This window comes from Dactylosporangium sp. NPDC049140, assembly GCF_040648435.1.
Genome location: NZ_JBEZDS010000019.1, coordinates 128,369 through 150,384 on the forward strand (window position 1 = coordinate 128,369; position 22,016 = coordinate 150,384).

The 22,016-nt window shown below is 74.0% G+C and carries 16 protein-coding genes; 5 read left to right on the forward strand and 11 right to left on the reverse strand.

What is annotated here, in order from left to right; all coding sequences use genetic code 11:
* Positions 1-73 precede the first annotated feature (73 nt).
* Positions 74-1,372, forward strand: coding sequence for a type VII secretion protein EccE (locus tag AB0B76_RS28540; RefSeq protein WP_360381299.1), 1,299 nt, complete (start codon positions 74-76; stop codon positions 1,370-1,372).
* On the forward strand, positions 1,369-2,709 hold the full coding sequence (locus tag AB0B76_RS28545; protein WP_360381302.1) for a hypothetical protein: 1,341 nt from the start codon (positions 1,369-1,371) through the stop codon (positions 2,707-2,709). The genes AB0B76_RS28540 and AB0B76_RS28545 overlap by 4 nt, the downstream gene beginning before the upstream one ends.
* Positions 2,710-2,712: 3 nt before the next feature.
* Here AB0B76_RS28545 and AB0B76_RS28550 read toward each other — a convergent pair whose 3' ends face one another.
* From AB0B76_RS28550 to AB0B76_RS28560, 3 genes are read right to left on the reverse strand one after another with little or no spacing between them, the layout of a single operon-like run.
* Complete coding sequence (locus AB0B76_RS28550; RefSeq protein WP_360381305.1) at positions 2,713-3,612, reverse strand: SseB family protein; 900 nt, start codon at positions 3,610-3,612, stop codon at positions 2,713-2,715.
* Complete coding sequence (locus AB0B76_RS28555; protein ID WP_360381307.1) at positions 3,609-4,103, reverse strand: SUKH-3 domain-containing protein; 495 nt, start codon at positions 4,101-4,103, stop codon at positions 3,609-3,611. The genes AB0B76_RS28550 and AB0B76_RS28555 overlap by 4 nt, the downstream gene beginning before the upstream one ends.
* Positions 4,100-4,504 carry a YwqJ-related putative deaminase gene (locus tag AB0B76_RS28560; RefSeq protein WP_360381310.1) on the reverse strand — a complete coding sequence of 135 codons (405 nt, stop codon included), beginning with the start codon at positions 4,502-4,504 and terminating at the stop codon, positions 4,100-4,102. The genes AB0B76_RS28555 and AB0B76_RS28560 overlap by 4 nt, the downstream gene beginning before the upstream one ends.
* Positions 4,505-4,587: 83 nt before the next feature.
* On the opposite strand from AB0B76_RS28560, the gene AB0B76_RS28565 reads away from it, so the two are divergent.
* On the forward strand, positions 4,588-6,294 hold the full coding sequence (locus AB0B76_RS28565) for a right-handed parallel beta-helix repeat-containing protein (RefSeq protein ID WP_360381313.1): 1,707 nt from the start codon (positions 4,588-4,590) through the stop codon (positions 6,292-6,294).
* Positions 6,291-6,893 (forward strand): hypothetical protein, encoded by a 603-nt coding sequence (locus tag AB0B76_RS28570; RefSeq protein ID WP_360381315.1) that lies wholly within the window; start codon positions 6,291-6,293, stop codon positions 6,891-6,893. The genes AB0B76_RS28565 and AB0B76_RS28570 overlap by 4 nt, the downstream gene beginning before the upstream one ends.
* Positions 6,894-6,897: 4 nt before the next feature.
* Here AB0B76_RS28570 and AB0B76_RS28575 read toward each other — a convergent pair whose 3' ends face one another.
* Genes AB0B76_RS28575 through AB0B76_RS28610 form a run of 8 tightly spaced genes read right to left on the reverse strand, consistent with a single transcriptional unit; the run spans position 6,898 to position 20,560 of the window.
* Positions 6,898-7,359, reverse strand: coding sequence for a hypothetical protein (locus tag AB0B76_RS28575; protein WP_360381317.1), 462 nt, complete (start codon positions 7,357-7,359; stop codon positions 6,898-6,900).
* The gene (locus AB0B76_RS28580; RefSeq protein WP_360381320.1) at positions 7,356-7,829 is read right to left on the reverse strand and encodes a DUF6301 family protein; all 474 of its coding nucleotides are present in this window, start codon (positions 7,827-7,829) and stop codon (positions 7,356-7,358) included. The genes AB0B76_RS28575 and AB0B76_RS28580 overlap by 4 nt, the downstream gene beginning before the upstream one ends.
* A gap of 5 nt (positions 7,830-7,834) precedes the next feature.
* A complete protein-coding gene (locus tag AB0B76_RS28585) occupies positions 7,835-8,686 on the reverse strand; it encodes an SUKH-3 domain-containing protein (RefSeq protein WP_360381323.1) in 852 nt (283 codons plus the stop codon).
* Complete coding sequence (locus AB0B76_RS28590) at positions 8,683-9,264, reverse strand: HD domain-containing protein (RefSeq protein WP_360381326.1); 582 nt, start codon at positions 9,262-9,264, stop codon at positions 8,683-8,685. Before AB0B76_RS28590 ends, AB0B76_RS28585 begins: the two co-directional genes overlap by 4 nt.
* Positions 9,248-9,991 carry a hypothetical protein gene (locus AB0B76_RS28595; RefSeq protein WP_360381329.1) on the reverse strand — a complete coding sequence of 248 codons (744 nt, stop codon included), beginning with the start codon at positions 9,989-9,991 and terminating at the stop codon, positions 9,248-9,250. The genes AB0B76_RS28590 and AB0B76_RS28595 overlap by 17 nt, the downstream gene beginning before the upstream one ends.
* 29 nt (positions 9,992-10,020) lie before the next feature.
* Positions 10,021-19,779, reverse strand: coding sequence for a toxin glutamine deamidase domain-containing protein (locus tag AB0B76_RS28600; protein WP_360381332.1), 9,759 nt, complete (start codon positions 19,777-19,779; stop codon positions 10,021-10,023).
* A gap of 38 nt (positions 19,780-19,817) precedes the next feature.
* A complete protein-coding gene (locus tag AB0B76_RS28605; protein WP_360381335.1) occupies positions 19,818-20,147 on the reverse strand; it encodes a hypothetical protein in 330 nt (109 codons plus the stop codon).
* Complete coding sequence (locus AB0B76_RS28610; protein ID WP_360381337.1) at positions 20,144-20,560, reverse strand: YbaB/EbfC family nucleoid-associated protein; 417 nt, start codon at positions 20,558-20,560, stop codon at positions 20,144-20,146. The genes AB0B76_RS28605 and AB0B76_RS28610 overlap by 4 nt, the downstream gene beginning before the upstream one ends.
* A 93-nt stretch (positions 20,561-20,653) precedes the next feature.
* Between AB0B76_RS28610 and mycP the strand changes: the two genes are divergently transcribed.
* Entirely contained in the window at positions 20,654-21,991 is a 1,338-nt protein-coding gene (gene mycP, locus AB0B76_RS28615) for a type VII secretion-associated serine protease mycosin (protein ID WP_360381340.1), read from the forward strand.
* The last annotated feature ends 25 nt before the right edge of the window (positions 21,992-22,016 follow it).

Consider the following 22,016-nt stretch of genomic DNA (forward strand, 5'->3'; position numbering starts at 1 on the left):
GGGTGAGCGGGATAGGTAAGCTGCGATCCCGAACGGCTAGTTGAACGGCTCGAGCTACGGGGGTGCCGGCCTGATGACACAAGCGCCCGTGTCCGCGCGGGGCGGCGCCCATCCCGGCGCCGGTCCCGCCGTGCGGTCCGACGGACGCGGCCCGAGCCGACCGGCCGGGGCGCCCGAGGCCGCCGCCGACCGGCCGCAGCTGCGGCGCCGGGCCGGATACGTCGGCGGCGTCCACATCGGGCGCCTGGTGCTGGTCGAGGCCGTCCTGTTCGCGATCGCGGCCGTGCTGCCGCGGGGGCCCGTGGTCACCGGGATCGCCGCCGCGCTCGGGCTCGTCGTCCTCCTCGTGGCCCTGCTGCGCAGCCGCGGCCGCTGGTGGCTGGAGCGGCGCGCGATGTCCCGCGAGCACGACCGCCGGCGCCGGGCCGCGCCCGACCCCAGCCCCGAGCCCGACCGCCGCCTGGTGATGCTGCGCACCCTCGCGCCCGGGATGCTGGTCCGGGAGGTGACCGGCGCGACCGCCGAGGCCCCCAAGATCGGCATCGGGTGCGACGCCGCCGGTTGGTACGCCGCGGCCGTCGTCGGCGCCGAGACGTCCATGCGAGGAGATGCCGAGCCGGGGGTACCGCTGGATCTCCTCGCCCGCGTGCTGGACGAGGCCGAGCACCCCGGCGCGGTCGTCCAGGTCACCACCGTGAGCGTCCCCGCGCCGTGGCAGCGGGTCGACAACAACCAGTTCGCCGCGCGCTCCTACCGCGACCTGCAGCACCTGCAGCCCGGCCCCGCGCTACCGGCCGAGCGCACCACCTGGGTCGCGGTCCGGCTCGAGGCCCGCTCCCGCGCCGAGGTCGGCATGGCCGGCAGCTACGACGCCGAGCACGCGCCCGCGCTCGTCGGCTCGCTGATCCGCAAGGTCGGCCGGCTGCTGCGCGACGCCGGCCTCGAGCACCGCATCCTCACCGGCGACGAGCTCACCGACGCCCTGACCCGGGCCTGCGAGCTCGACCCGGACGCGCCCGGCGAGGCCTGGCGGCCGCAGGAGGAGTGGACCGCCTGGCGCTCGGGCGAGCTCTCCCACAACGTCTTCTGGATGCGGACATGGCCCCGGCTCGAGAACACCTCGGCGCTGCTGGAGCACCTGATCTCGCTGCCGTCGGCCTCGTCGGCGACCTCGCTGGTGCTGACCCGCGACGGCGAGGGGCTGGCGCTGCGCGGCCTGGTGCGCGTCTCGGCGCCGGCCGCCGCCCTGGAGCCCTCGGCCCGCGCGGTGACGGAGGCCGCGACGGCCGCCCACGCCGAGCTCGTGCGCCTCGACGGCGAGCACGGGCCGGGCATCTACGCGTGCGCCCCGACCGGTGGCGGTGCCAAGTGAGCCACCCCCAGCAGCCGCCGGCCGACCGCGAGCCGCACGAGGAGCAGCGCGGGCGGCACAGCGCCGAGCCGCCCCCGGAGCAGCTCGGCTTCTACCGCGGCGCCGCCGGCCGGGCCCAGGTCCCGGCCCAGCCGCAGATCCCCGCGCAGCCGGCCCAGTACGCGGCCGACCCGGCGCAGGCCCAGGCGGCCGCAGCGTACGCGGCGCAGCTCCAGGCCGCGCAGGCCGCCCAGGCCCAGGCCCAGGCGTACGCGCAGGCCCAGGCGGAGGCCGCGGCCCACGCGCAGGCTCAAGCGGCATACGCCGCCCAGGCTCAAGCTCAAGCGCAGGCCCAGCAGGCGCAGGCCGCCCAGGCGCGGGCCGCCGTCGTACCGCAGCAGGCCAGGCCGACCGGCCGGGAGCACGTGACGACCGAGGTGCGCCCGGCCGCCGCGCCGCCGCAGTTCGACCTCGAGACCTCGCTGTCGCGCTCCGCCGCGCCCAGCCTGCCCTGGCAGCAGGCCCAGGCGGCGGCCGCGGCGCCCGGCACCGCCCAGCGCCACGCGGCCGGCCCGGTGCAGGCCCGCCCCGAGGACCTCGCGATCCGGCAGGAGGGCCCGACCGGCCCGCCGCCGCGCGCCCAGGCCGCCCCGCGCCGGCTCGGCAAGCCCCTCGCCCCGAGCCTGCCGCGGCTGCACGTGGGCTGGCACGACGTGAACGGGGCGGCGCTGAAGCAGATGCGCGGCGGCACGGGCGCGACCGGCCTGATGCTCGGCGTGGACTACCAGCGCCAGCCGGTGCCGATCCGGCTGTTCCGCGCCGAGTCGACCCGGGTGACCCTGGTCGGCGGGCTGTGGGCGCAGCGGCTCCTGGTGTTCCGGACCCTCGCCCTGGGCGCCCGCGTGATCGTGATGACCGGCGACCCGCGCCCGTGGCAGGGGCTCGGCGAGTGGGCGACCGGCCTCAACGACCGGCTGGTGCTGTGGAACGACCCGCGCCCGCCCGCGGCTCCGGCCAGCGCCCGCCAGCCGCTGCTGATCGTGACCGACGTCAGCCAGGTCGGCTTCGGCGCCCGCCCCGAGCTGGGCCCGTGGCAGACGCAGGTGACGGTGGTGCGCAAGCTCGGCGCCGAGCACGCGCACACGCTGCAGGGCTGCAACCTGGTGATGCTGCAGAAGCTCAACCGGCAGGAGGCCGCGGTGGCGGGCTCGGCGCTCAACCTCACGGAGAGCGGCACCGGCCTGCTGCAGGAGATGACGCCGGAGATGCTCGCGCTCATGGGCAGCGGCGCCAACCGGTACGTCTGGCTCTCCCCCACCAGCGTCGAGCAGCAGTACCACGGGCCGCCGCAGCGGTGAGCCTCAGCCGTCGTCGCGCGGGCGGTTCCGCTCCTGCATGGCCACGAGGAACAGCCGGTACATCTCGGCGAGCGCGTCGTGCGGGAGCTCCATGCCGTTCGTGCCGCCCGGGTTGAGCCGCAGCGCCGCGCCGCCCTCCCCCGAGCTCTCCGGCCAGGCGACCACGATGTCGATGAACGGCACCGCGACCCACTCGCGGTCGCCGAGCTCGGCCTGCAGGTGCGCCACCGACGTGAAGGCGAAGACGACCTCCCGGCCGTCGACCAGCTCGGTGCGCCACCAGGGGAACTCGGGGTCGGTGACGTCGCGGGAAATGCTGGGCACGATCCGGTCGGTGCGGACCACGGTCCAGTAGGCCGCCTCCGGGTCGTCCGGGTCCGGCTGCGGGTTGGCCTCGGCGAGCTCCTGCTCGGTCGGCAGCGGCAGGAGCAGATGGGCCTCGAGGAGGGCGGCCATGTACGCCTCCCGGTCCTCGGCCAGCACGGCGCGGCGCAGCGCGTCGTCCAGCGGCCACCACTCCGGCTCCCACGGCGGCAGGGTCCGCACCGCCTCCGGCGACAGGAACGCCTGCAGCGGCAGCCCCGGGTCGACGGCGATGCCCCAGCCGCGCTCCTGGATGGCGTGCACGACCTCGAACAGCGGGGTGCGGCGCACGTACGGGATCTCGGGCGGCAGGGCGGCGCCGGAGGTCCACGCCAGCACGTAGGTCACGCCGCCGGCCGGGGACGTCGCCAGGGTCACCGGCTCGCGCCCGGCGGCCGCGGCCGGGCTGATCGGCACGTACAGCGCCTCGTCGGACAGGGCCTTGCAGTACGCGATCTCGTCCCCCGCCGCGACGGCCGCGGCCATCGCCTCCTCGGCCTCCGTGCTCGGCCGCCACTGCTCGTGGCCCGGCAACGTCATGACCAGGTGCCGTCGTCGGCGATGCGGGCCGGGAGGCGGCCGCCCAGCAGCGTGGCGATCGCCTCGTCGAGGGAGGCGCCGGCGTACCAGTCGGCGGTGTGGTCGAGCACGAACACGCGGCCCCGCTCGTCGACGGCGAGCAGCCCGGCGCCGTCGTCCTGCTCGCCGATCGGGGTCAGTCGCGACCGGACCAGCTCGCCGAGCTCGGCCAGGGTCGAGGCGGCGTGCAGGCCGCGCAGCGGGTCGAAGACGATGCCGGTGCGGGCGACCTCGGCGCCGTCGCCCTCGGCGCGGACCGTGAGCCCGCCGAACTCCGCGAGCGCGGCCAGGGCGGCGGGGACCACGGTGTGCTGGTGCCCGGAGGGCGAGGCGTGGGAGGCGAGCGCGAGGCCCCACATGCGGGCGCGGGGCAGCACGTCGCGGCCGGGCTCCCACCCGGCCTCCCGCAGCGCCGTCTCAACGTCGGAAGGGAAACGGCCGGGCGCGCTCATGCGTCCCCCACCTCGATCCCCAGCCAGTCGAGCAGCGCGGCGCAGGTGCGGCACGGCCGGGCCGGTTGCCCGTGCACGGGGTCGCCCTTTTCGCGGATGTGGACGAGCGACAGGCGCGCGCCCCACAGCTCGGCCCGCGCGGCCGCGGGGGTCAGCGGCGCACCGCCGAAGAGACGCTCGGCCTCGTGCAGGCGGTCGGAGATGAGGACGATCTCCGCGCAGTAGCCGGCGTAGCGCTCCCGCGACTCGACCGGCAGCTCGTGCAGGAACCGGCGGATCAGCGAGTGCAGCTCGGGCGGGGTGTCGCCGCGGACGGAGGTGTGCTGGAACACCGTGTCGCCCACCAGCAGCGCGCCCGCGGTGAGCGGCAGTCTGCGGCCGCTCGTCGCCCTGGTCGCCATGCCGGACAGCCTAGCCGCCACCGCGTTCGCCGGTCGCCCATAGGCGGGCGTCGTCCTGAGCGCGGCTGGCTGCGATAATGCGAGTGCACCTTGAAACCTCATTACCGGGGGCTACGATTCGCACACTTCTCGTCTCACCGCAGCAGCGGGGTGCGTACGCCACCATCGGCGACGCGCTCGCCGCGGCCACCGACGACTCGGTGATCGCGGTGGCCCCGGGCACCTACGCGGAAGCCATCTTCGTCACCGGCAAGCGCCTGAAGCTGGTGAGCTCCGACCCGGCGGGCGGCCCCGTCACGCTTGACGCGTCCGCGATCCCCTACCCGGCCGTGAGCGTACGCAACGGCGCGCTGACCATCGAGGGCTTCACCCTGCGGGCGGCCGACGCCCCGGTGGTGACGGCGCGCGGCACCCAGCTCGCGCTGCACGGCTGCGACATCAGCGCCCGCTTCGGGCCGGGCGTCGACCTGGCCGGCGGCTCGATCGACATGCGCAAGTGCACGGTGACCGGCGCGCAGTACGGCGTGGTCGTCGAGGACGCCCCGGGCACCATCGACGACTGTCAGATCAGCGAGGTCGCCGAGGACGGCATCATCGTGCGCATCGGGGCCGACCCGGTGATCACCGCGACCGTCGTGCGGGGCTGCGGGCGGCGGGGCGTGTACGTGTACCAATTCGGCAAACCGACGCTCGAGGGCTGTGAGGTGACCCAGACCGGCGACGCCGGGGTGGTCGTGGCCCACCAGAGCTCGCCGACGATCCGCCGCTGCAAGATCCATGACACCCAGGGCGTCGGCATCTCCGTCGCGCGCGGCTGCGGCGGCGCGATCGAGGAGTGCCAGATCGAGAACACCGGCGTGCCGGCCGTCGACATCGCCGAGGGCGCGACCACGACGCTGGTCACCGCCCGGCCCGACGCGCCGCCGCTGTCGATCGGCGACGGCAGCCCGGCCGCCGGTGGGGACGCGGCCGCGGTCGAGGCGCTGCTGGGCGACCTCGACACGATGGTCGGCCTGGCCAGCGTCAAGGACGAGGTCCGGGGGCTCATCGACGAGATCCAGGTCAACGAGTGGCGGCGCAGCGCCGGGCTCTCCGTCGGCGCGATGAGCCACCACCTGGTCTTCGCGGGCGCGCCGGGCACGGGCAAGACCACCGTGGCCCGCATCTACGGCAAGCTGCTCGCCGCGCTGGGCGTGCTGCCGAAGGGCGCGTTCAAGGAGGTCTCGCGGCGCGACCTGGTCGGGCAGTACCTCGGCCACACCGCCGAGAAGACCTCGGCCGCGTTCGAGGAGGCGCGCGGCGGCGTGCTGTTCATCGACGAGGCCTACACGCTGTCGCGGACCATGGGCTCGGGCGGCGACTTCGGCCAGGAGTCGATCGACACCCTGGTGAAGCTGATGGAGGACCACCGGCACGAGATCGCGGTGATCGCGGCCGGCTACACCGCCGAGATGGACGACTTCATCTCGGCCAACCCGGGCCTCGCGTCGCGGTTCACCAAGACGATCGTCTTCGAGAACTACAGCCCGGAGGAGCTCGTGCGGATCGTGCGCCGGATGTGCGCCGCCGACGACTACGTCCTGGGCGACAACGTGGAGCCGGCGCTGCTGCGCCACTTCGCGGCCGTCGAGCGCGACGCCAACTTCGGCAACGCCCGCGACGCCCGCAAGCTCTTCGAGTTCATTCGCAAGGCCCAGGCGCAGCGCCTGCGGGTGCTGGGGCGCCGCCCCAGCCTCGACGAGCTGCGCATCCTTGAGCTGGCCGACCTGGAAGCGGTGGTTGGACAATGACGGAGCCCGTGTCCGAGGCGCAGGCCGAGGAGTTCCGCGCGACCTGGACGCAGACCTGGCACAACTACGCGAAGCCGTTCCTGGTCACCAACATCGTGGTGGCCCTGCTGTGCTTCATGATCGGCTACGTGATCGCCGGCTACCCGGGCATGATCCTGCTGCCGGTCGCCGTCGTGGGCGGCGTGACGCTGCTGCAGCGGGCGGCCAGCCGGGGCCACGGCCTGCGCCTGTCCCCGACCGGCGTGGAGTTCCTGCGCCGCGACGGCAAGGTCGTGCGCATGCGCTGGGCCGACATCCAGGGCGTGGTGGTCATCAACCGCCGCTCCGGCACGGTGATCGCGCCCTACGGCGTGGGCCGGGCCGCGGCGCAGGCCGGCGTCGACATGTTCGCCGACGCCAACACCGGTCCGGGCATCACCGGCGTCGGCGAGATCCTCGACCACACCCAGGCCGAGCGGCAGCGCCAGCAGGGCCCCGTCTGGGTGCCGTTCGGCGACCCGCTGACGGTGAACATGAGCCTGGCCATGATCGACCGCGGCTGGCCGGCGGGGCGCATCGGCGAGTGGTTCCGCCGCTACCGCCCCGACCTGCTGCCGTAGCCGGCTACGGCTGCGGCTGGACGCCGGGGATCTCGACCTTCCAGGGCTTGTTCTCGTCCTTGCTGTCCCAGGCGCGGTACGTCAGGTGGTCCGGCCCCGGCACGCCGTTGACGTCGCGCAGCGCGACCACCACGGCCTCGACGAGCTCCCGGTACTCGGCGCTCGTCGGCGGATACTCGACGAACCGGTGCCAGCGGTACCCGTCCTCGTACACCGGCGGCCGCCAGCCGTGCGCCTCGAGGAGCCGCTGCCCCTGGGGGGTCGGCACCTCCACGACCGACTGGTCCTGCACGGTCTCGCCGCTCACCTCGGCGAACAGCTCGTCGGGATACTGCGCGAACTGCGCGTTCTGCCAGGGCTGGCCCCGGCGGTTGAGGACGAGCAGGATGCCGTCGCCCATGCGGCCCAGCGTCTTACGCAGGGCGGCGGCGAACTCGTCCCACGTCGGCGGCGTCGGCGCGGTCATTCGGCGTCCTCCAGGTCCTCGGCGCGCCACAGGTACACCCGGACCCCCAGCTTCTCGCGCGCCATGGTGAGCACCGACTCCCCGACGCGCCACTTGAGCCGCGGGGAGTTCCCGTCCTGCAGCGCGTAGGCCCGGCCGAACGCGGCGGTGAGGGCGCGGCCCGCCACCGAGAACGCGTCCTGCCGGAAGTCGTCCAGCTCCTGGGTCGACGGCCGCGGCAGCACCGAGTGGATCGGCACGACGACGGTCTTGGCCGCGCCGTCGGGCAGCAGGCCGATGGCGGCCTCGCCGAACCCGAGGCCCGGGTCGCAGAACTTCGCGAACGCGCTGCCGCCCGGCAGCTCCGGCCAGCCCAGCTCCGCCATGATCTGCTCCGGCGCCACCCGGCCCAGCAGCGGCCGCACGGTGAGGATCCGGCGGGCCAGCGCGACGACCTCGTCGCCGCTGAGCATCCGCATGTCGATCGACATGCGAACTACCTTAGCCAACCGGTGTCCGCCCGGTGCACCGCATCCGGAGCCGCGCCGCGAACGAGCGCGGTGAGGGCCTCGTCGATGTCACGGCCGAGGAACCGCTCGACCTCGCCGGCGGTGCCGATGCCGAAGCGCGGGTGCAGCACGATCTCGCAGTTCCAGTCGGGCACGGAGCCGATCGGCAGCAGCGGGCCGCCGAGCCGCCCCTCCGCGTCCGCGAGCCGCGCGGGGTCGCTCGGCGGCCCGGCGGGCCGCAGGTGGAAGGCGGTCACGCGCCAGTCGCGGCCGTAGCCGTACACGGGGAAGGTGAGCCCGCCGAACTCGGCGAGGATCGCCGCGCGCGGCGGGTCCAGGTCCGGCTCGACCGGGACCTGGCGGCCGGGGGTCCAGCCGATGGTCAGCAGCAGGTCGTACACGTCGGGCGGCAGCCGGAACTGCATCGGCGTGGGCGGCTCGAACGGGCCGGGCATGCGCGGCAGCAGGGCCTGGTGGGCCTGGCCGCACCGGTCGGCGTGGACCCGCGGCGGGAAGTGGGCGCGCTCGGTCATCACGTCGAGCAGCGCCTCGGGCGGGGCGACGCCGTGGCGCTCCAGGTAGTACTCCAGCGCCAGCGGCCAGACCCACTCGCCGTCGGTGCGGTAGCCGCGCGGCACCGCGGGCTCGGCCTGCGGGTCGAGCGCGTCGCGGCCCCGGGTGAGCGGGTCGCGGATGATCCAGGAGCCCCGGCGCAGGTAGCGCAGGACCCGGTGGAACCGGCGGTTCTCCGCGGTCATCCCGCCGGGCACGAGCTGCCCGCCGGTGTGCTCGCCCAGCACGGCGAACCGGAACGGCTCGTCGGACTCCCCGATGCTCATCGTTCACCCTCGTCGAGATCGGCGTGCTCGGCCTGCCAGTCGCGGTACCAGTCCTCGAACCAGGGCCGCCCGGCGGCCAGCGGCACGATGGTGGCGACCGTCTCGCGGTAGTACGAGGCCCGCTTGGCCGGGCGCGGGTGCGTGCGCAGCCGCTGGACGTTGCTGAGCCGGTCGGCGAGCTTCACGGCGAGCGCGGCGTCGGGCGCGCCGCGCAGGGCGGCGAGGTACGCGCCCCGGTCACCCTCCTTCGTAACCCACCCGACGAGCTCGGCGACCCGCGGGCCGAAGCGCTCCCGCACCTCGTCGAGGGTGGTCGGGGTGTCCTCGACGACATCGTGCAGCACCGCGGCGCGCAGGGTGTCGGGGTCGCGCTCGCCGACCCCGTCGACGAGCACCTCCAGGGCCTCCAGCAGGTGCTCGACGTACGGCTCCCCGGCCGGGCGGCGCTGGTCGCCGTGACGCTCGGCGGCGAAGGCCAGGGCCTCGTCCAGCGCGGCCAGGGTGTCCGGGCCGAGCGCGCCGGCGAACCGGGCGCGCAGCGCGGGCCAGCCCACGGAGCCGTCAAACGTGCGCGGCACCGGCGGCACCTCCCGGGGCCTCGAAGGTGGTGGCGTGCACGACCGGGGACGTGCCGGTCAGCCGCACGGAGTTGTTGCGCTTGCTCCAGACGGCGACGATGGTGTACCCGGACTGCTCCGACGGCAGCGTGACGTACCCGGGCGACTCGGCCGGGGCCGCGACCGTCCAGCCGCCGGCGTGCAGCGCGCCGGCGATCTGCCGCAGCACCGCCTCGGGCCCGGCGCCGGCGGGCGGCACGGCGAGGTACTCGCCCTCCGTCCGGTACTGCTCCTCGGCGAGCACGACCGAGCCCGGTCCGATCCGGTGCGCCTCGGGCTCGCGGGTGCGCCGCACCCGGGCCCCGCTCACCGCCCCGGCCGCCGCGGCGAGCTGGGCGTCGAGCCACGTGCGGGCGTACTCCAGCCAGCGCCCCATGTCGTCCCAGCCCGCCGGGGTCGGCTGGGCGTCGGGGCGGGGGCGCACGCCGATCGGCTCGCCGGCCTCGAGGTGCCGGGCGCGCCACTCGCGCCAGGAGGGCAGCGGGATTCGGGGGGCTTCCGGGCGTACCGCCGACGTCTCGAAATCCGCGATGAGCCTCCGCTCGCGCAGGGCCGCCCGCGCCGCCCCGACGTCGGCGCGCACGGCGTCGTCGTCGGGGTAGTCGCGGCCGTCGACGACGAAGGCGGGGGTGAGGTCGTCGTCGGCCTCACCCAGCCGGAACACGTACAACGTCTCGCGCTCGGTCACGTCGTCACCTCCGCTTCGCTCCGGACCGCTCACGGCCTGTCCTCCAGCTGGTCCAGCGCGGCCGCCTCCTCGAACGCCTCGCGGACCGCCTGGGCGTCGGCCGCCGAGAGGGCGACGTAGGGCTTGTACAGCGAGTTGTGCTCGATGTCCGCGGCGATCGACGAGCGCAGCGTGGTGAGCTGCAGCTCGATCGCGTACTTGTGCCCGTTGACCTCGATGCCGATGCAGAGCGGGATCACCCGGTACTCCGGGCTCTTCGACTTCGGGGAGGCGTACATGTTGTCCACCTCAACGATCCGGCCGCCGTCGCCGATGCCGAACTCCTGGACGACCGCCTGCAGCGTGCGCCACAGGCTCTTGGTGTCGGGCACGGTGATGCGCGCACCGACGGCGTCGATGATATCGCCGACGCGGTACCAGGGGCGGCCGGGCGCGTTCTCCCGGCCCCGGCTCATCCGGCCGACCTTGTCGATCAGGCCGTCGGCGTCCTTGGCCCGGCTGTTGTAGTCCACCGGCCCGTCCGTCGTCTCGCGGATCCGCTGGGCGATCTCCCCCAGCACCCGGTCGACCTCGGGCTTGAGCTCGTCCTTGAGCCGGTCCGCGTACTCGCGCACCAGCCCCATCTCGGCCTCGCTCGGGTGCGCGCCGACGCTGAGGGCCGGGTCGGAGTCCTTGAGCTCGGCGACGTACCGGTTCATGCGCGTCTGCTCGACCCCGTCGACCACGACCTTGTTGACCCAGTCCGGCACCTTCTCGTAAAGCGGCCCGCGCCCCGGGTTGTCCTCCAGGAACAGGTGCAGGTCACCGCCGTAGCGGGCCAGGGCGTCGCCGCGGGCCAGCTCCTCGAGGTGGCGCAGGACGGTGTCGCGCAGCTCGGGGTTGCGCAGCGAGTTGGTGACGTTGAGCGCGTGCGGGTCGTCCAGCAGCTTCTCGACCACGCCCGCCAGCTCCGGCGAGTGCGGCGCGATGCGCTCCTGGACGAGCTGGTGCGCCTCTAGGTTCGCCTGGGCGTGAGCATGATCCGCCGCAGCTCCGGCTCCGACGGGATGATCGTGCGCGCCGCCCGCAGGGTCTGCTCCGCCTGCTCCCGGGTGATCTCCTGGGAGGCCGGCGGCGGGCTCGCCGCGAAGAATCGCTCCAATGTCGACAGCCGGATGGTCACCGCCCGGCTCGTCCCCGGGGTGGCCTCCGAGATCGTCACCAGGTCCGCCGTCGCGAGGTCCGGGGTCGCGTGGAACCGGTACGCCACCGTCGGGCTCTCCTCCACCTTCAACATCACCCCCACGGCCGCCGGGCTCGGCGTCGTGGACTCCAGGAGCAGGGTGACCCACCCCTCCTGCCGGTCCCGCGGGCTCTCCGGCTCGATCCGCAGCACCGTCGCGCGGGTCCCCGTGCCGTTGCCCAGCCTCATCCCCGGCTCGATGATGCCCCCCATCTGAAAGCCCGAGAGCATCAGACCCTTGCCCGTCCAGTCGAACAGCTTCTCCACCATGAAGCGGATCACCGGCACCCCCTCCGTGTTCGCGCAGCGTCGCGGCCAGCGTGTCGCGGTCGGCGAACGCGGCCGGGCCGAGCTCCACCACGCGGCCATCCGGCCAGGCGACCGCGGCGATGCCCTGTTCCTCCATGTGCCGCACCAGCGACGGGTCCTCGGCCACCCGGACCTCGACGCCGCGCAGGTCGACGCCGGCCTCGTGCGCGACGGCGTACGCGTGGGCGGCGGTCATCGGCTCACCCACCGGCGGCGGCACGTGGTCCGCCGGCGGCACGTGGTCGGACGGTCCTCCGTCGTGCGGCGGCGGCCCACCATCGTGCGGCGGCGGCGGTCCACCGTCGTGCGGCGGCGGCGGTCCACCGTCGCTGTGCATCCGTCCCTCGATCGCGGGCGGGTCCTCGAAGCCGATGTACCGCAGCCGCAGCTCGTACCGCTCGAACCCGACCTGGCGCAGCTCCGTCACGTGCAGGCGCGACCCGGCCGGCAGCAGCGCGTGGCCCGCGGCGTGCTCGCCCGTGCCGCCGATCCAGGCGATGGGCGTTCCCGCCGGCGCGTCGACGACGACCCGCACGTTGCCGAGATCTGCGCGTTCGCCGCCGTCCAGCCGCAGGAACGAGTTCACCGTGACGTCGCCCTCGACCAGGCGCGGCAGCTCGGTCAGGTCGTTCAGGCCGAGGCTGCGCAGGTCCATCTGGCCGTCGATGCGCAGATCGGTGGGCGACTCGCGCATCAGGTCCTGGATGCGGTACGCGTCGGCGCGCAACGACCGGTCGTTGGTCTCGCCGGTGCGCATGAACTGGTTGAAGGTCGAGTCGCCGCCGCCGTGCGCGTACCGCTCGATCGCTCCGCGCTGCGACTCCGACCAGTCGGCCGCCTGCCGGGCGCTCTCCCGCTCGACGAACTCCGGCGACGGCGCACGGAACGGCGAGCCCTCCGGGTCGAAGTGCGGCGCGTGGTTCGTGGCGAGGTCGAGCTCCGTGGCCGCCTGGTGGTGCGCGCGGCCCTCCGGGCTTTCGAGGTACCTGTTGATCTCCCCCTCGAAGTCCGTGTGCCTGCCCTGGGCCGCGTTCAGCTCGTCGACGGCCCGGGCGGCCTCGCGGACCGTCATGCCGTGCGCGAACTCGCCGGTCTCCTTGTACGCCAGCTCGCGCAGGGTGTCGTAGATCAGGTGACCGGGGTTCTCGGGGCGCAGGTACTGGCTGCCCAGGCGGGCCATCTGCCGGACCGTGGCCGGGTCCGGCGGCCGGTTGTGGCGCTCGATCGTCGCGTCGCGCCGGGCGGCGAGCTCGGAGGCCATCCGCGCGGCCGGCTCCCCGGTCAGCCCGGCCGTGGCGACAAGCGCCGCGATGTGCTCGTCGGACAGGCTGCGCAGGGACGCGGCCGCCCGGTTGGTGTCGTGTGGGGGCAGCGCCGGCTCGCCGTCGCGGCTCGGGCCGTGCAGCGGCTCCTGGCCCGTCCGCTCGGCGAGCAGGCGGTCGACCTCGGTCAGGACATGGTCGGGACGGGCCGGCGGGCGCGGCTCGCCGGCCGGTTCGTGGGCCGGTGGCGCCTGCCGGTCCACCTCGCCCCGGATGTGGTCGCGCAGCTGGTCCGCGCCCTGGAAGGCCAGGTCGGCGTCGGTACCGGTGCCGTGGCGCTCCGCCGGGAACGGGAAGCCGTCGGCGTCCGGCCCGTCGTGGCGCGGGGACTGCAGGAAGTCGCGCACCGCGGCGCCGTCGACCTCGATCACGCGGCCGTCGGTGAGCTCGACGCGCAGGACCGCCGAGTCGCCGAGACGACCCATCTCGACACCGTGGGAGACGCGGCTGATGCCGGCCACGCCCTCGATCTCGCCGGGCCGGTTCAGCTCGGCGACCGCCCGGTCGAAGGCCTGCTCGCCGCGCACCCGCGAGTGCTCGGTCGGGCCCTCGCCGACGTCGGCCCGGAACTCGGTCCGGGTGAGGTCGGCGCCGTTGTGCACGAGCGCGTCCCGGGTCCGGGCCACGTGGTCGGCGACCGGCCGGTAGTGGCCGCTGGCGTTGTCGACCTCGACGAGCCGGCCGTGGTCGATCCGCATCGTGCCGGCCCCGTCGACCGCGCCGCCCGCGAACAGGCTCGAGTGGCGGGTGTTCTCGGCCTGGAACCGGTACGCGTGGATCTCCTGCGTGTGCGGGTCGACCGCGTAGATGAACTCCCCGTGCAGGGGCAGGCCCTCGTGGTCGTACAGCCGGCCCTCGGAGAAGCGGACCGTGGCCCGTTCCTGCTGGGCCTCGTTGAAGTAGGGCACGTTGTTGGCACGGTCGGCGTCGATCGTGCGCTGCGGCAGCTCGATCGGCTCGCCGTGCAGCCGCGGCCCCTCGACGGTGATCCGCGGCGGCGGGACCGGGTGCTCGGGGTCGGGCTGCGTGAACTCGATGCGGGTGTGCTCGATCTGCCGCGCGGTCGCCGCGTCGATGCCGTGCTCGGCGTGCACCACGATGTGCGGCGGCGCGCCGTCGACCCACGTGCTCGGGTCCGCGGCGCCCTCCAGCAGGTGCCGCACGTGCGCCTCGACCTCGTGCGGCGTCGCGCCGTGCCAGGCCATCGCGGGCGGTACCTCGGCGTGCCAGACCCGGCCGGCGTTGCTCACGTGCACGCCGTGGACGCTCTCGGGGTCGTGCTGCCCGAGGCTGTCCGGCAGGTGCGTGCCGTTGGCCCGCGCCTCGGCCTCGGCGGCCAGCCGCGCCGCCCGCGCCTCGAACTGGTCGAGCCGCTTCATGTCGGGGTTGAGCTTCGACTGGTCGAAGGGGTGGTCCGTGTCCCTGATGTCGAACGTCCGGACCGTGGTCCGGCTGCTGTCATCGACAAGCACCGGCCGGCCGGTCTCCGGGTCCCGCACGACGCGGGTCCGGCCCGGGCGGGCGGGGTCGGGCTCGGTGACCGCGTCCATCCGGGTGGTGCTGACCTTGTGGTACTCGACGTGGACCCGGCCCTCGCGGATGTCGGTCAGCAGGTTCGGGTGCTCGCGGTACAGCCGCAGCATCTGCGGGTCGTTCTCGAGCATCCACTTGAGGTAGGGCCCGCTGCCCTGCTCCGCCTTGCCGTTGATCTCGGGTACGAAGTGCCCGTTCGTGCCGCCGGAGCCGCCCTTGGCCTCCCAGAGGTCGAGCCGGTTGTACCCGTCCGGCGCGCCGCCGGACTCGTCGTAGCGCAGCGCGATGATGTCCAGCTCGTGCTGGCGGGCCGAGCCGGGGTCGCCGCTGAGGTGCACGTGTTCGGGGTTGACCTCGGTGTGCGGCGGCAGGTTGCCGTGCATCGCCTCGTGGAACGCCACGCCGAGGCCGGCGTGCATGCCCACCGTGCTGCTGGACATGCGCACCACGTGCATGTCGCGGTTGTACTGGTCGTGCAGCTCCTTGAACTTCGCCGCGTACTCGGTGCTGCCGGGGCGGGTCGCGAGCTCCTCGAGCGACTCTTTGAAGCCCTTGCCGGGCTCGAAGTCCGAGGGCTCCAGCTCGAGCCCGAGCTCCTCGTTGATCTCCTCGATCAACGCGGCCCGCTCGTCGTGGAACTTCTGGTTGGCGGCCTCGTGGGCGTCGTGGTACGCCTGCGAAACGTCGTGCACGGCCTCGACCGGGAGCTCCGCGCGCTCCGGGTGGTTGGCGAGCTCGTGCGGCTCCGGGGGGCCCGCGTGCGCGGGGACGTCGATGCCCTGCCGCCCAGGGGTGTCCCAGTCGGTGACGAAGCCGTTCTCGTCACGCAGCTGCCCGTCGGGGAGCCGCCACGTGCCCTTCGGGTCGTTGGCCATGTGCAGCCGTTGGTCGTCGCCCCGGTACAGCTCCCGCGGCACGTGGGTGCCGCGCGCCACCGGCTCCTCGGACAGCTCGAAGGGCTGGTAGCGGTCGACCGGCTCGTCGGCGCTGCCCGCGTTGCGCGGGTGTTCGCCGGCGTGCTCGCCGCCGGCCGGGTGCAGCGGCTCACCGTGCTCGTTGACCGTGATGGACCAGACCCCGGCGACGTTGTCGTGGTACATCGGCCCGTGGTCGGAGATGATGCCGCGCTGCAGGTCGACCCAGACGATGTCACCGTGGATGTTGAGCGCGTTGAACGCGTGGCCCTCGCCGGTGTCGCCCCACTTGATGACGACGATCGCCCCGGAGCCGTCGCCCGCCCGCTCCAGGTCCCGCACGACGCCCTCGAAGCCGCTGGGGTTGTCGCCGTGCATCTGCCATTCGCCGCCGGTCCACGCGGCGATGCGGTCGGCCCCGCGGTGCTCGCCGCCGGCCTGGGGGTCGCGCATGGAGCCGGCGACGGTGGGCTCGCCCAGGTGGTTGGCGAGCCCGGCCATGGAGACGTCGGCGCAGTTGTTGTTGCGGCCCGGCTCCGTGTGGCCGCCGTCGTTGGCACGCAGCGCCCAGTCGCCCTCGCGGACGTCGGGCGACTTGAGCGGGTTGCCGTCCGCGTCCCGCGGGAAGCGGGACTCGAGCTCGTGTACGTCGCGCGCGGTCGGATGGTCCATCTCGTGGCCGGGCCGCGTCTCGCCGACGGACTGCCCGTCGCCGAGGCGCCCGAGCGACTCGGGCGGCCGCTCGCTCTCGGTCCGCGTCGTGTGCTCGCCCGTGCCGGTCTCGTGCTCGCCCGGCTGGTGCTCGCCCGTGCCGGTCTCGTGCTCGCCCGGCTGGTGCTCGCCCACGCCCGGCTCGTGGCCTCCGGGCTCGTGCCCGGACGGCTCGTGGGGGCCCGTTGTGGGTTCGTGCGCCCCCGCGGTCTCGTGCGGGTCGATCGGGTTGATCCCGAAGTCGCGCACGAACGGCTCGCACGACGAGCACGGCGGCGCGAACTCCCCGTGCTCCTGCCGCGACCCGTCCCCGATCCAGTGCGTGGAGACGACACCGTCGCGGAGGTGGTCGCGGGCGTAGGACGGGAAGTCCCCCGGCTCGCCGGCCTCGTGCCACTGCCGCTCGAGGTCGTACAGCTTGTCGGAGACCAGCACCACCTCGGCGCACTTGCCGTGGTTCTGCCCGATGCGCTTGTCGGGATCGTTCTCGGCCGCCGCGCGAATCTCATCCAGGACGCGTTGGGCTTCCGGGTGAACCTGCACGTCGGTGGCCGTACCATCCCCGTGCTTCATCGGCCGCGTGCTCGTGTGACTCTGGATCGTCGGGTCCTCGGGCGTCAGCAGCGCCCCGGCGACGCGAACCCGGTTCTTCTTCCCGAGCCCCTCGTCGTCCATCTGATCGCGAACGGCATCGGCGAGATCCCGCGCCGACCGGTCGACGGCCGCCCGCCCCTCGGGGCTGTTGGGCTCCCCTTCGAAGTGCTGCGGCGGCCCTTCATAGCTACGCGTACCGTCGGCGGTCTCGGTCGTGGAAAGCTTCGACGGCGGCGGCTCTTCCCCGCCCCCACCTCCGGGCCGATCCCCGGGCGGCGGCGGATTGTCGTCGCCCCCGCCGGGCCCTTCGCCCCGCTCACCGGGCGGCCGCTCGCCGGGCCCGTGCTCGCCCCCGGGCACCGTGTCGGTCCCCCGCCCGCCCGCGACCCCTTCGTGCACCGAAACGGGCCGGGTCGGCACGGTCCCGGTGTCGGTACCGCCGATCCGAACCGGCATATCATCGAGCCGGGGAATGGGCACGAACACAGCGGCCGGCTCATCGGCCCGATGCCGCCCACTAGCGTCGCCGCGCTCGGTCCCGTCATGCACCGGCGCGTGCTCGGCCCCACGGACAGGCTCCCCCGCGTGCACGGGCTGCGCACCCGGGTCATGCTCCCCGGGCCGCGCACCGTTCTCACCGGGCCGCGCACCGTTCTCACCGGGCCGCGCACCGTTCTCACCGGGCCGCGCGCCGTTGTCCCCGGGCCGTGCGCCGTCTTCACCAGGCCTGCCCGAATGCTCACCGGGCCGAGCCGAGCCATCCCCGACCTGCGTGTGCTCTCCAGGCCGCGCCCCGTTGTCCCCAACCTGCACGTGATCGCCCGGCCGAGCCCCGGCCTCGCCCACCTGCACGTGCTCGCCCGGCCGACCCCCGGTCTCCCCGGCCCGCACATGCTCACCCGGCTGCGCCCCATGGTCCCCGACCTGGACATGCTCGCCCGGCTGCGCCCCGTGATCCCCGACCGGCACGTGTTCGCCGGGCCGGGCCTCGGTCGACTCCGGCGCCCGGAAAGACCCATTGGTGCGGTTCTCCTCGGCCGTACGCCCACCCTCGGTCGTACGCGCCCCGTCCCCGCTCCGATCCCCGGCCCGCCCGGACTCCCCGGTCCTGCCCTGATCCCCGCGCCCGGTCCCGTCGGTGCCCCGCCCGGTCCCGTCGCCGCTACGTCCGGTCTCCCCGGTCCGGGTCTGCTCACCGGTCCGACCCTGCTCGCCGCCGCGCCCGGTCCCGTCAGCGCCTCGCCCGGTGCCGTCGCCAGTGCGCCCAGTGCCGTCGCCGGTCCGCCCGGTGGCGTCCGTCGTTCGACCGGTCGCATCGGTGGTACGCCCGGTCGCATCCGTGGTACGCGCCCCGGCATCGGTGGTCCGCGCCCCCGTGTCGGTGGTCCGCGCTCCGTCCGCAACCCCGGCCGGCCGGTCCGCGCCCATGACGGCCGCGGGATGCTCGGCCACCGTCGACCCACCGGTGCCCGCCGCGCCCCGATCCCCGGCCGGCCCGCCATCGGTTCCGGCATGCGCACCGGTGTCGGCCGCCGCGTGAGTCCCCGTCTGGGTATCGGTCACGCGCGGCCCGGTGTCGGCCCGCTGCGTGACCGGGTCTCCGGCCGTCTGCGTGACCGGCTCGCCGCCGCGCTGCGTAACCGGATCCCCGCCGCGCTGGGTGACCGGGTCGCCGCCGCCCTGTGTGCCGGAATCCCCGCCACCGTGGGAGCCCGCGCCGGCGTTTGAGTCCACGGGGGCGGCGACCGAGCCGCCGGCCGGATTGTCCGAGGCCGGTGCGATCGATTGCCCGTCCCCCGGAGTGTAATCCGCCCCTGTGACACCCGTCCCGGACCGATCACCGCCCGTAGTGCCGCCATCACCGGTAGCCCCGCGATCGCCGGTCGCGCCGGAATCCCCGGTCGCGCCACGGTCGCCCGTCGCACCGGTGTCGCCCGTAGAACCACGATCGCCGGTCGCACCCGAGTCGCCGGTAGCACCTCGATCGCCCGTCGCGCCCGAGTCGCCCGTCGCGCCATGGTCGCCCGTTGCGCCCGAATCGCCCGTCGCACCATGGTCGCCCGTCGCGCCCGAGTCGCCCACGTTGCCCATGTCGCCGAGGTTCGGGTCGCCCACGTTGGTGTCGCCGATGCCGTGTGTGCCGTTCTCCCCGGTGGCGCCCGTCTCCCCCGAACCGCCCGTCTCGCCCGGTCGGCCGGTCTCCCCCGGGCGGCCGGTCTCCCCCTCGACGTGCGGAGCGGTGGCCCCGTGCGGGTTGCGCAGCGCGCCGATCCCGCCCATGGTGCCGCCCATCCCGGCCCCGGCCAGGAACGTCTCGAGGGAGATGCCCTGCGTGATGTTCTTCCAGCTCCAGTCGCCGGTCATGAAGCCGGTGGTGAGCATCATCGACGCGGGCATGATCGCGGCGTTGGCCAGGCCGTGCACGCCCATGTTGGCGGCGACCCGGGGCCAGCGGCTCTTGATCGGCAGGTGGACGAAGTTGAGCGGGAAGGTCAGCGCGCCGGTGATGGCGCCCGAGACGAGGCTGTTGAGCAGGGAGTGGGTGTCGAGCTCCTTGCGGTTGCCCTCCTGGATCTGGATCTCCTGCGCCAGCCAGTCGGTGCCGACCGAAAGAGCGATCTGCTGTACCTCATGAATGACGAACTTCACGAAGAGCTTGCGGATGATCCCCTTGCCCACCCACTGGATCAGGCGCTGCAGGACTCGCCCGGCGATCGTGCGGGCCGTGGCGACCGCGGCGCCGGCGGCCGCCTCGGAGCCGCCGAAGGTGAACGCGGCGAGGATCTGGCAGATGACGATCGTGATGACCGTGATCACCAGCGTGATCATGAGCACGAGTTTCGCGTACTCGATCTCCATGGCGGCGTTCTCGGCCCCCGCGGAGTAGTTGAGCGCCATATCGGCGACCTGCGGCAGGCCGTGCTGGGGGCCGACGGCCAGCCCCGACCAGTACGTGTTGAAGGCCTCGCCCGCGTCGCCGCCCCACGACTGGGCGATCTGCATGGCGAGGGTGTCGGCGTTGTTGAGCGCCCCGTTCAGCTCGGTCGCGAGGTCCTGCCAGGCGTGCGCGAGATCGCGCAGCTCGTCCTCGTTGCCCTCCGGCCACGCGGAACCGCCGCCGATGATGCAGACGGCGTCCCACAGCCAATCGACGGGATGAAGGTCGGGCTTCTCAATGGCCAACTTGGACGGCTCCCCGTGTCAACCCGCGAGGGGCCGCGTCACTTCTTCTTGAACCATTCGGCGGTCAGTTCGTCGATGTCCACGACGCCCTGGACGCCCTCCTTGACCTGCTCACCGAGCTTGGACAGGGCGACGACCAGGCTCTCGCCGCCGTCGAGCACGCTGGTGCAGGGCGGCGGGTTGCCCTCCAGGTAGTACTTGTTGAAGTTCTTCCCCGGCTCGTCGTTGCCCCACGGCTGGCCGCCGTTGAGCGCGTCGATGCGGGCGCGCAGGCCCCGCCACTGCTTGAGCATGCTCTCGCCGGCGGTCGTGAGCTGCGTCGCGGCGCCCAGCGCCTGTTTGGGGTTGACCGCGGTGCTGTCCGTCATCGCTGCTCCTTCTCCTTCTCCGCGTCCACCGCGAGCAGGCCCAGCTCGGAGTCGAGCTTGTGGGTCATGCCCTGCAGGTCGAACGCAAGGTGCGCCTGGACGTCCGACTCGGCCATGAACGGCTTGCACGCGTCGGTGACCTGCTTCATCGCGTCGGCCGACGCCGCCTGGATCGTCTTGGTGATCGACTGCGCCAGCTGCCGGGAGTCCGGGCGGCGGTAGATTCGCGCGTCGATGTCGAGCCGGATGAGCTGGCCGCGCGGCCCGACGACGGCGGTGATGAAGCCGTCGTCCGACTTCGCCGTCGCGGTGATCGCCTGCAGCTTCTGCTGCAGGGTGCCCATACCGCCACGCACCCGCTCGAGCTCGCCCATCAGCTCGTCTGCGCGCGCTCGGAGCGCACGGTTGTCCAAGGTGCCCTCCCCGTCGCAAGCCGTCCAACCGTACGATACTCAACAACGGCAATACGCCACCAGTGCGAATCGATGTCACAGAAGGGCTCCGACGTGCAGCGCAAGCGTTGGTTCGCCGCCTTCGCAGCGCTCGGTGCCGCGGCGGCGCTGCTCACCGTGCCGCAAACGGCACTCGCGGGGCCACCTCCGGCCGGAACGTGCAACAACCCCGCCAAATCGGGTGACGTGGTCAAGGAGGCGCCCTGGCCGCAGCAGGCCTTCGGCACGTCGCGGATCTGGCCGACCACGACCGGCGCCGGCATCACGGTCGCGGTCGTCGACTCCGGTGTCGACGGCGCCCACCCGCAGCTCGCGGGCCAGGTGCTGCCCGGGTTCGACTTCCTGCGCAACGCCGCCGGGGCCGACTTCGACTGCACCTCGCACGGCACGGCGGTGGCGAGCATCATCGCGGCCAAGCACGCCAACGGCGTGGGCTTCGAGGGCCTGGCCCCGGGCGTGAAGATCCTGCCGATCCGCGTGTCCGACCACGAGGAGGGCACGAACGGCGAGGCCGCGCCGCCGGACGTCTTCGCCAAGGCGATCAGGTACGCCGCGGACCAGGGCGCCCGCATCATCAACATCTCGCTGAGCCTCGACGCCGACTACCCGGCCGTCGCCCAGGCCGTCGACTACGCGATTAACACCAAGGGCGCGCTCGTCGTCGCCGCGGTGGGCAACCACCACTCGACCGCGGATGCGACCCCGCCACCGATCGGCTCGCCGAAGAACCCGATCCCGAGCGACCCGCCGTCCTACCCGGCGAGCTACCCCGGCGTCCTCGGCGTCGCCGGGATCAACCAGGACGGCACCCGCGTCGCCGAGTCGCAGGTCGGCCCGTACGTCGACATCGCCGCCCCGGGCAACCTCGTGCTCGGCGCCACGCGCGAGCGCGGCCACCAGTACTGGAAGGGCACAAGCTTCGCCGCGCCCATCGTGAGCGCCGCCGCGGCCCTGGTGTGGTCGGCCCAGCCGGGCCTGAAGAACTCCGACGTGTCGTGGCGGCTGCAGGTGACCGCGGACCGGATGGCGGGCGCGCAGCGCAGCAACGAGTTCGGGTACGGCATGGTCGACCCCTTCCGCGCCGTCTACGAGACCGTGCCGAAAGAGGGCGCGGCCACCCCGCCGCCGATCCCGCCCGCCGTGAAGGACGCGGCCGCCGCCGCCCGCCTGAGCCGCTGGCGGGCGACGGGCCGCATCGCCACCTTCGCCGGCCTCGCGATCCTGGTCGCCGCCTTTGTGATCTTCGCCATGCGGATGGCGGTGCGCCGCGGCCGGGCCCGCAACTGGCGCCCCGGCGAGGTCCGCCCGGTCCCGCGCCGGGCGCTCGACCCGGACATCGAGCCGGAGGACGTGTTCTTCGCCCTGCCGAGCCGCTCGTCACGCCCCGACTGAGGCCCGCGCCCGTAAGAAACGACAG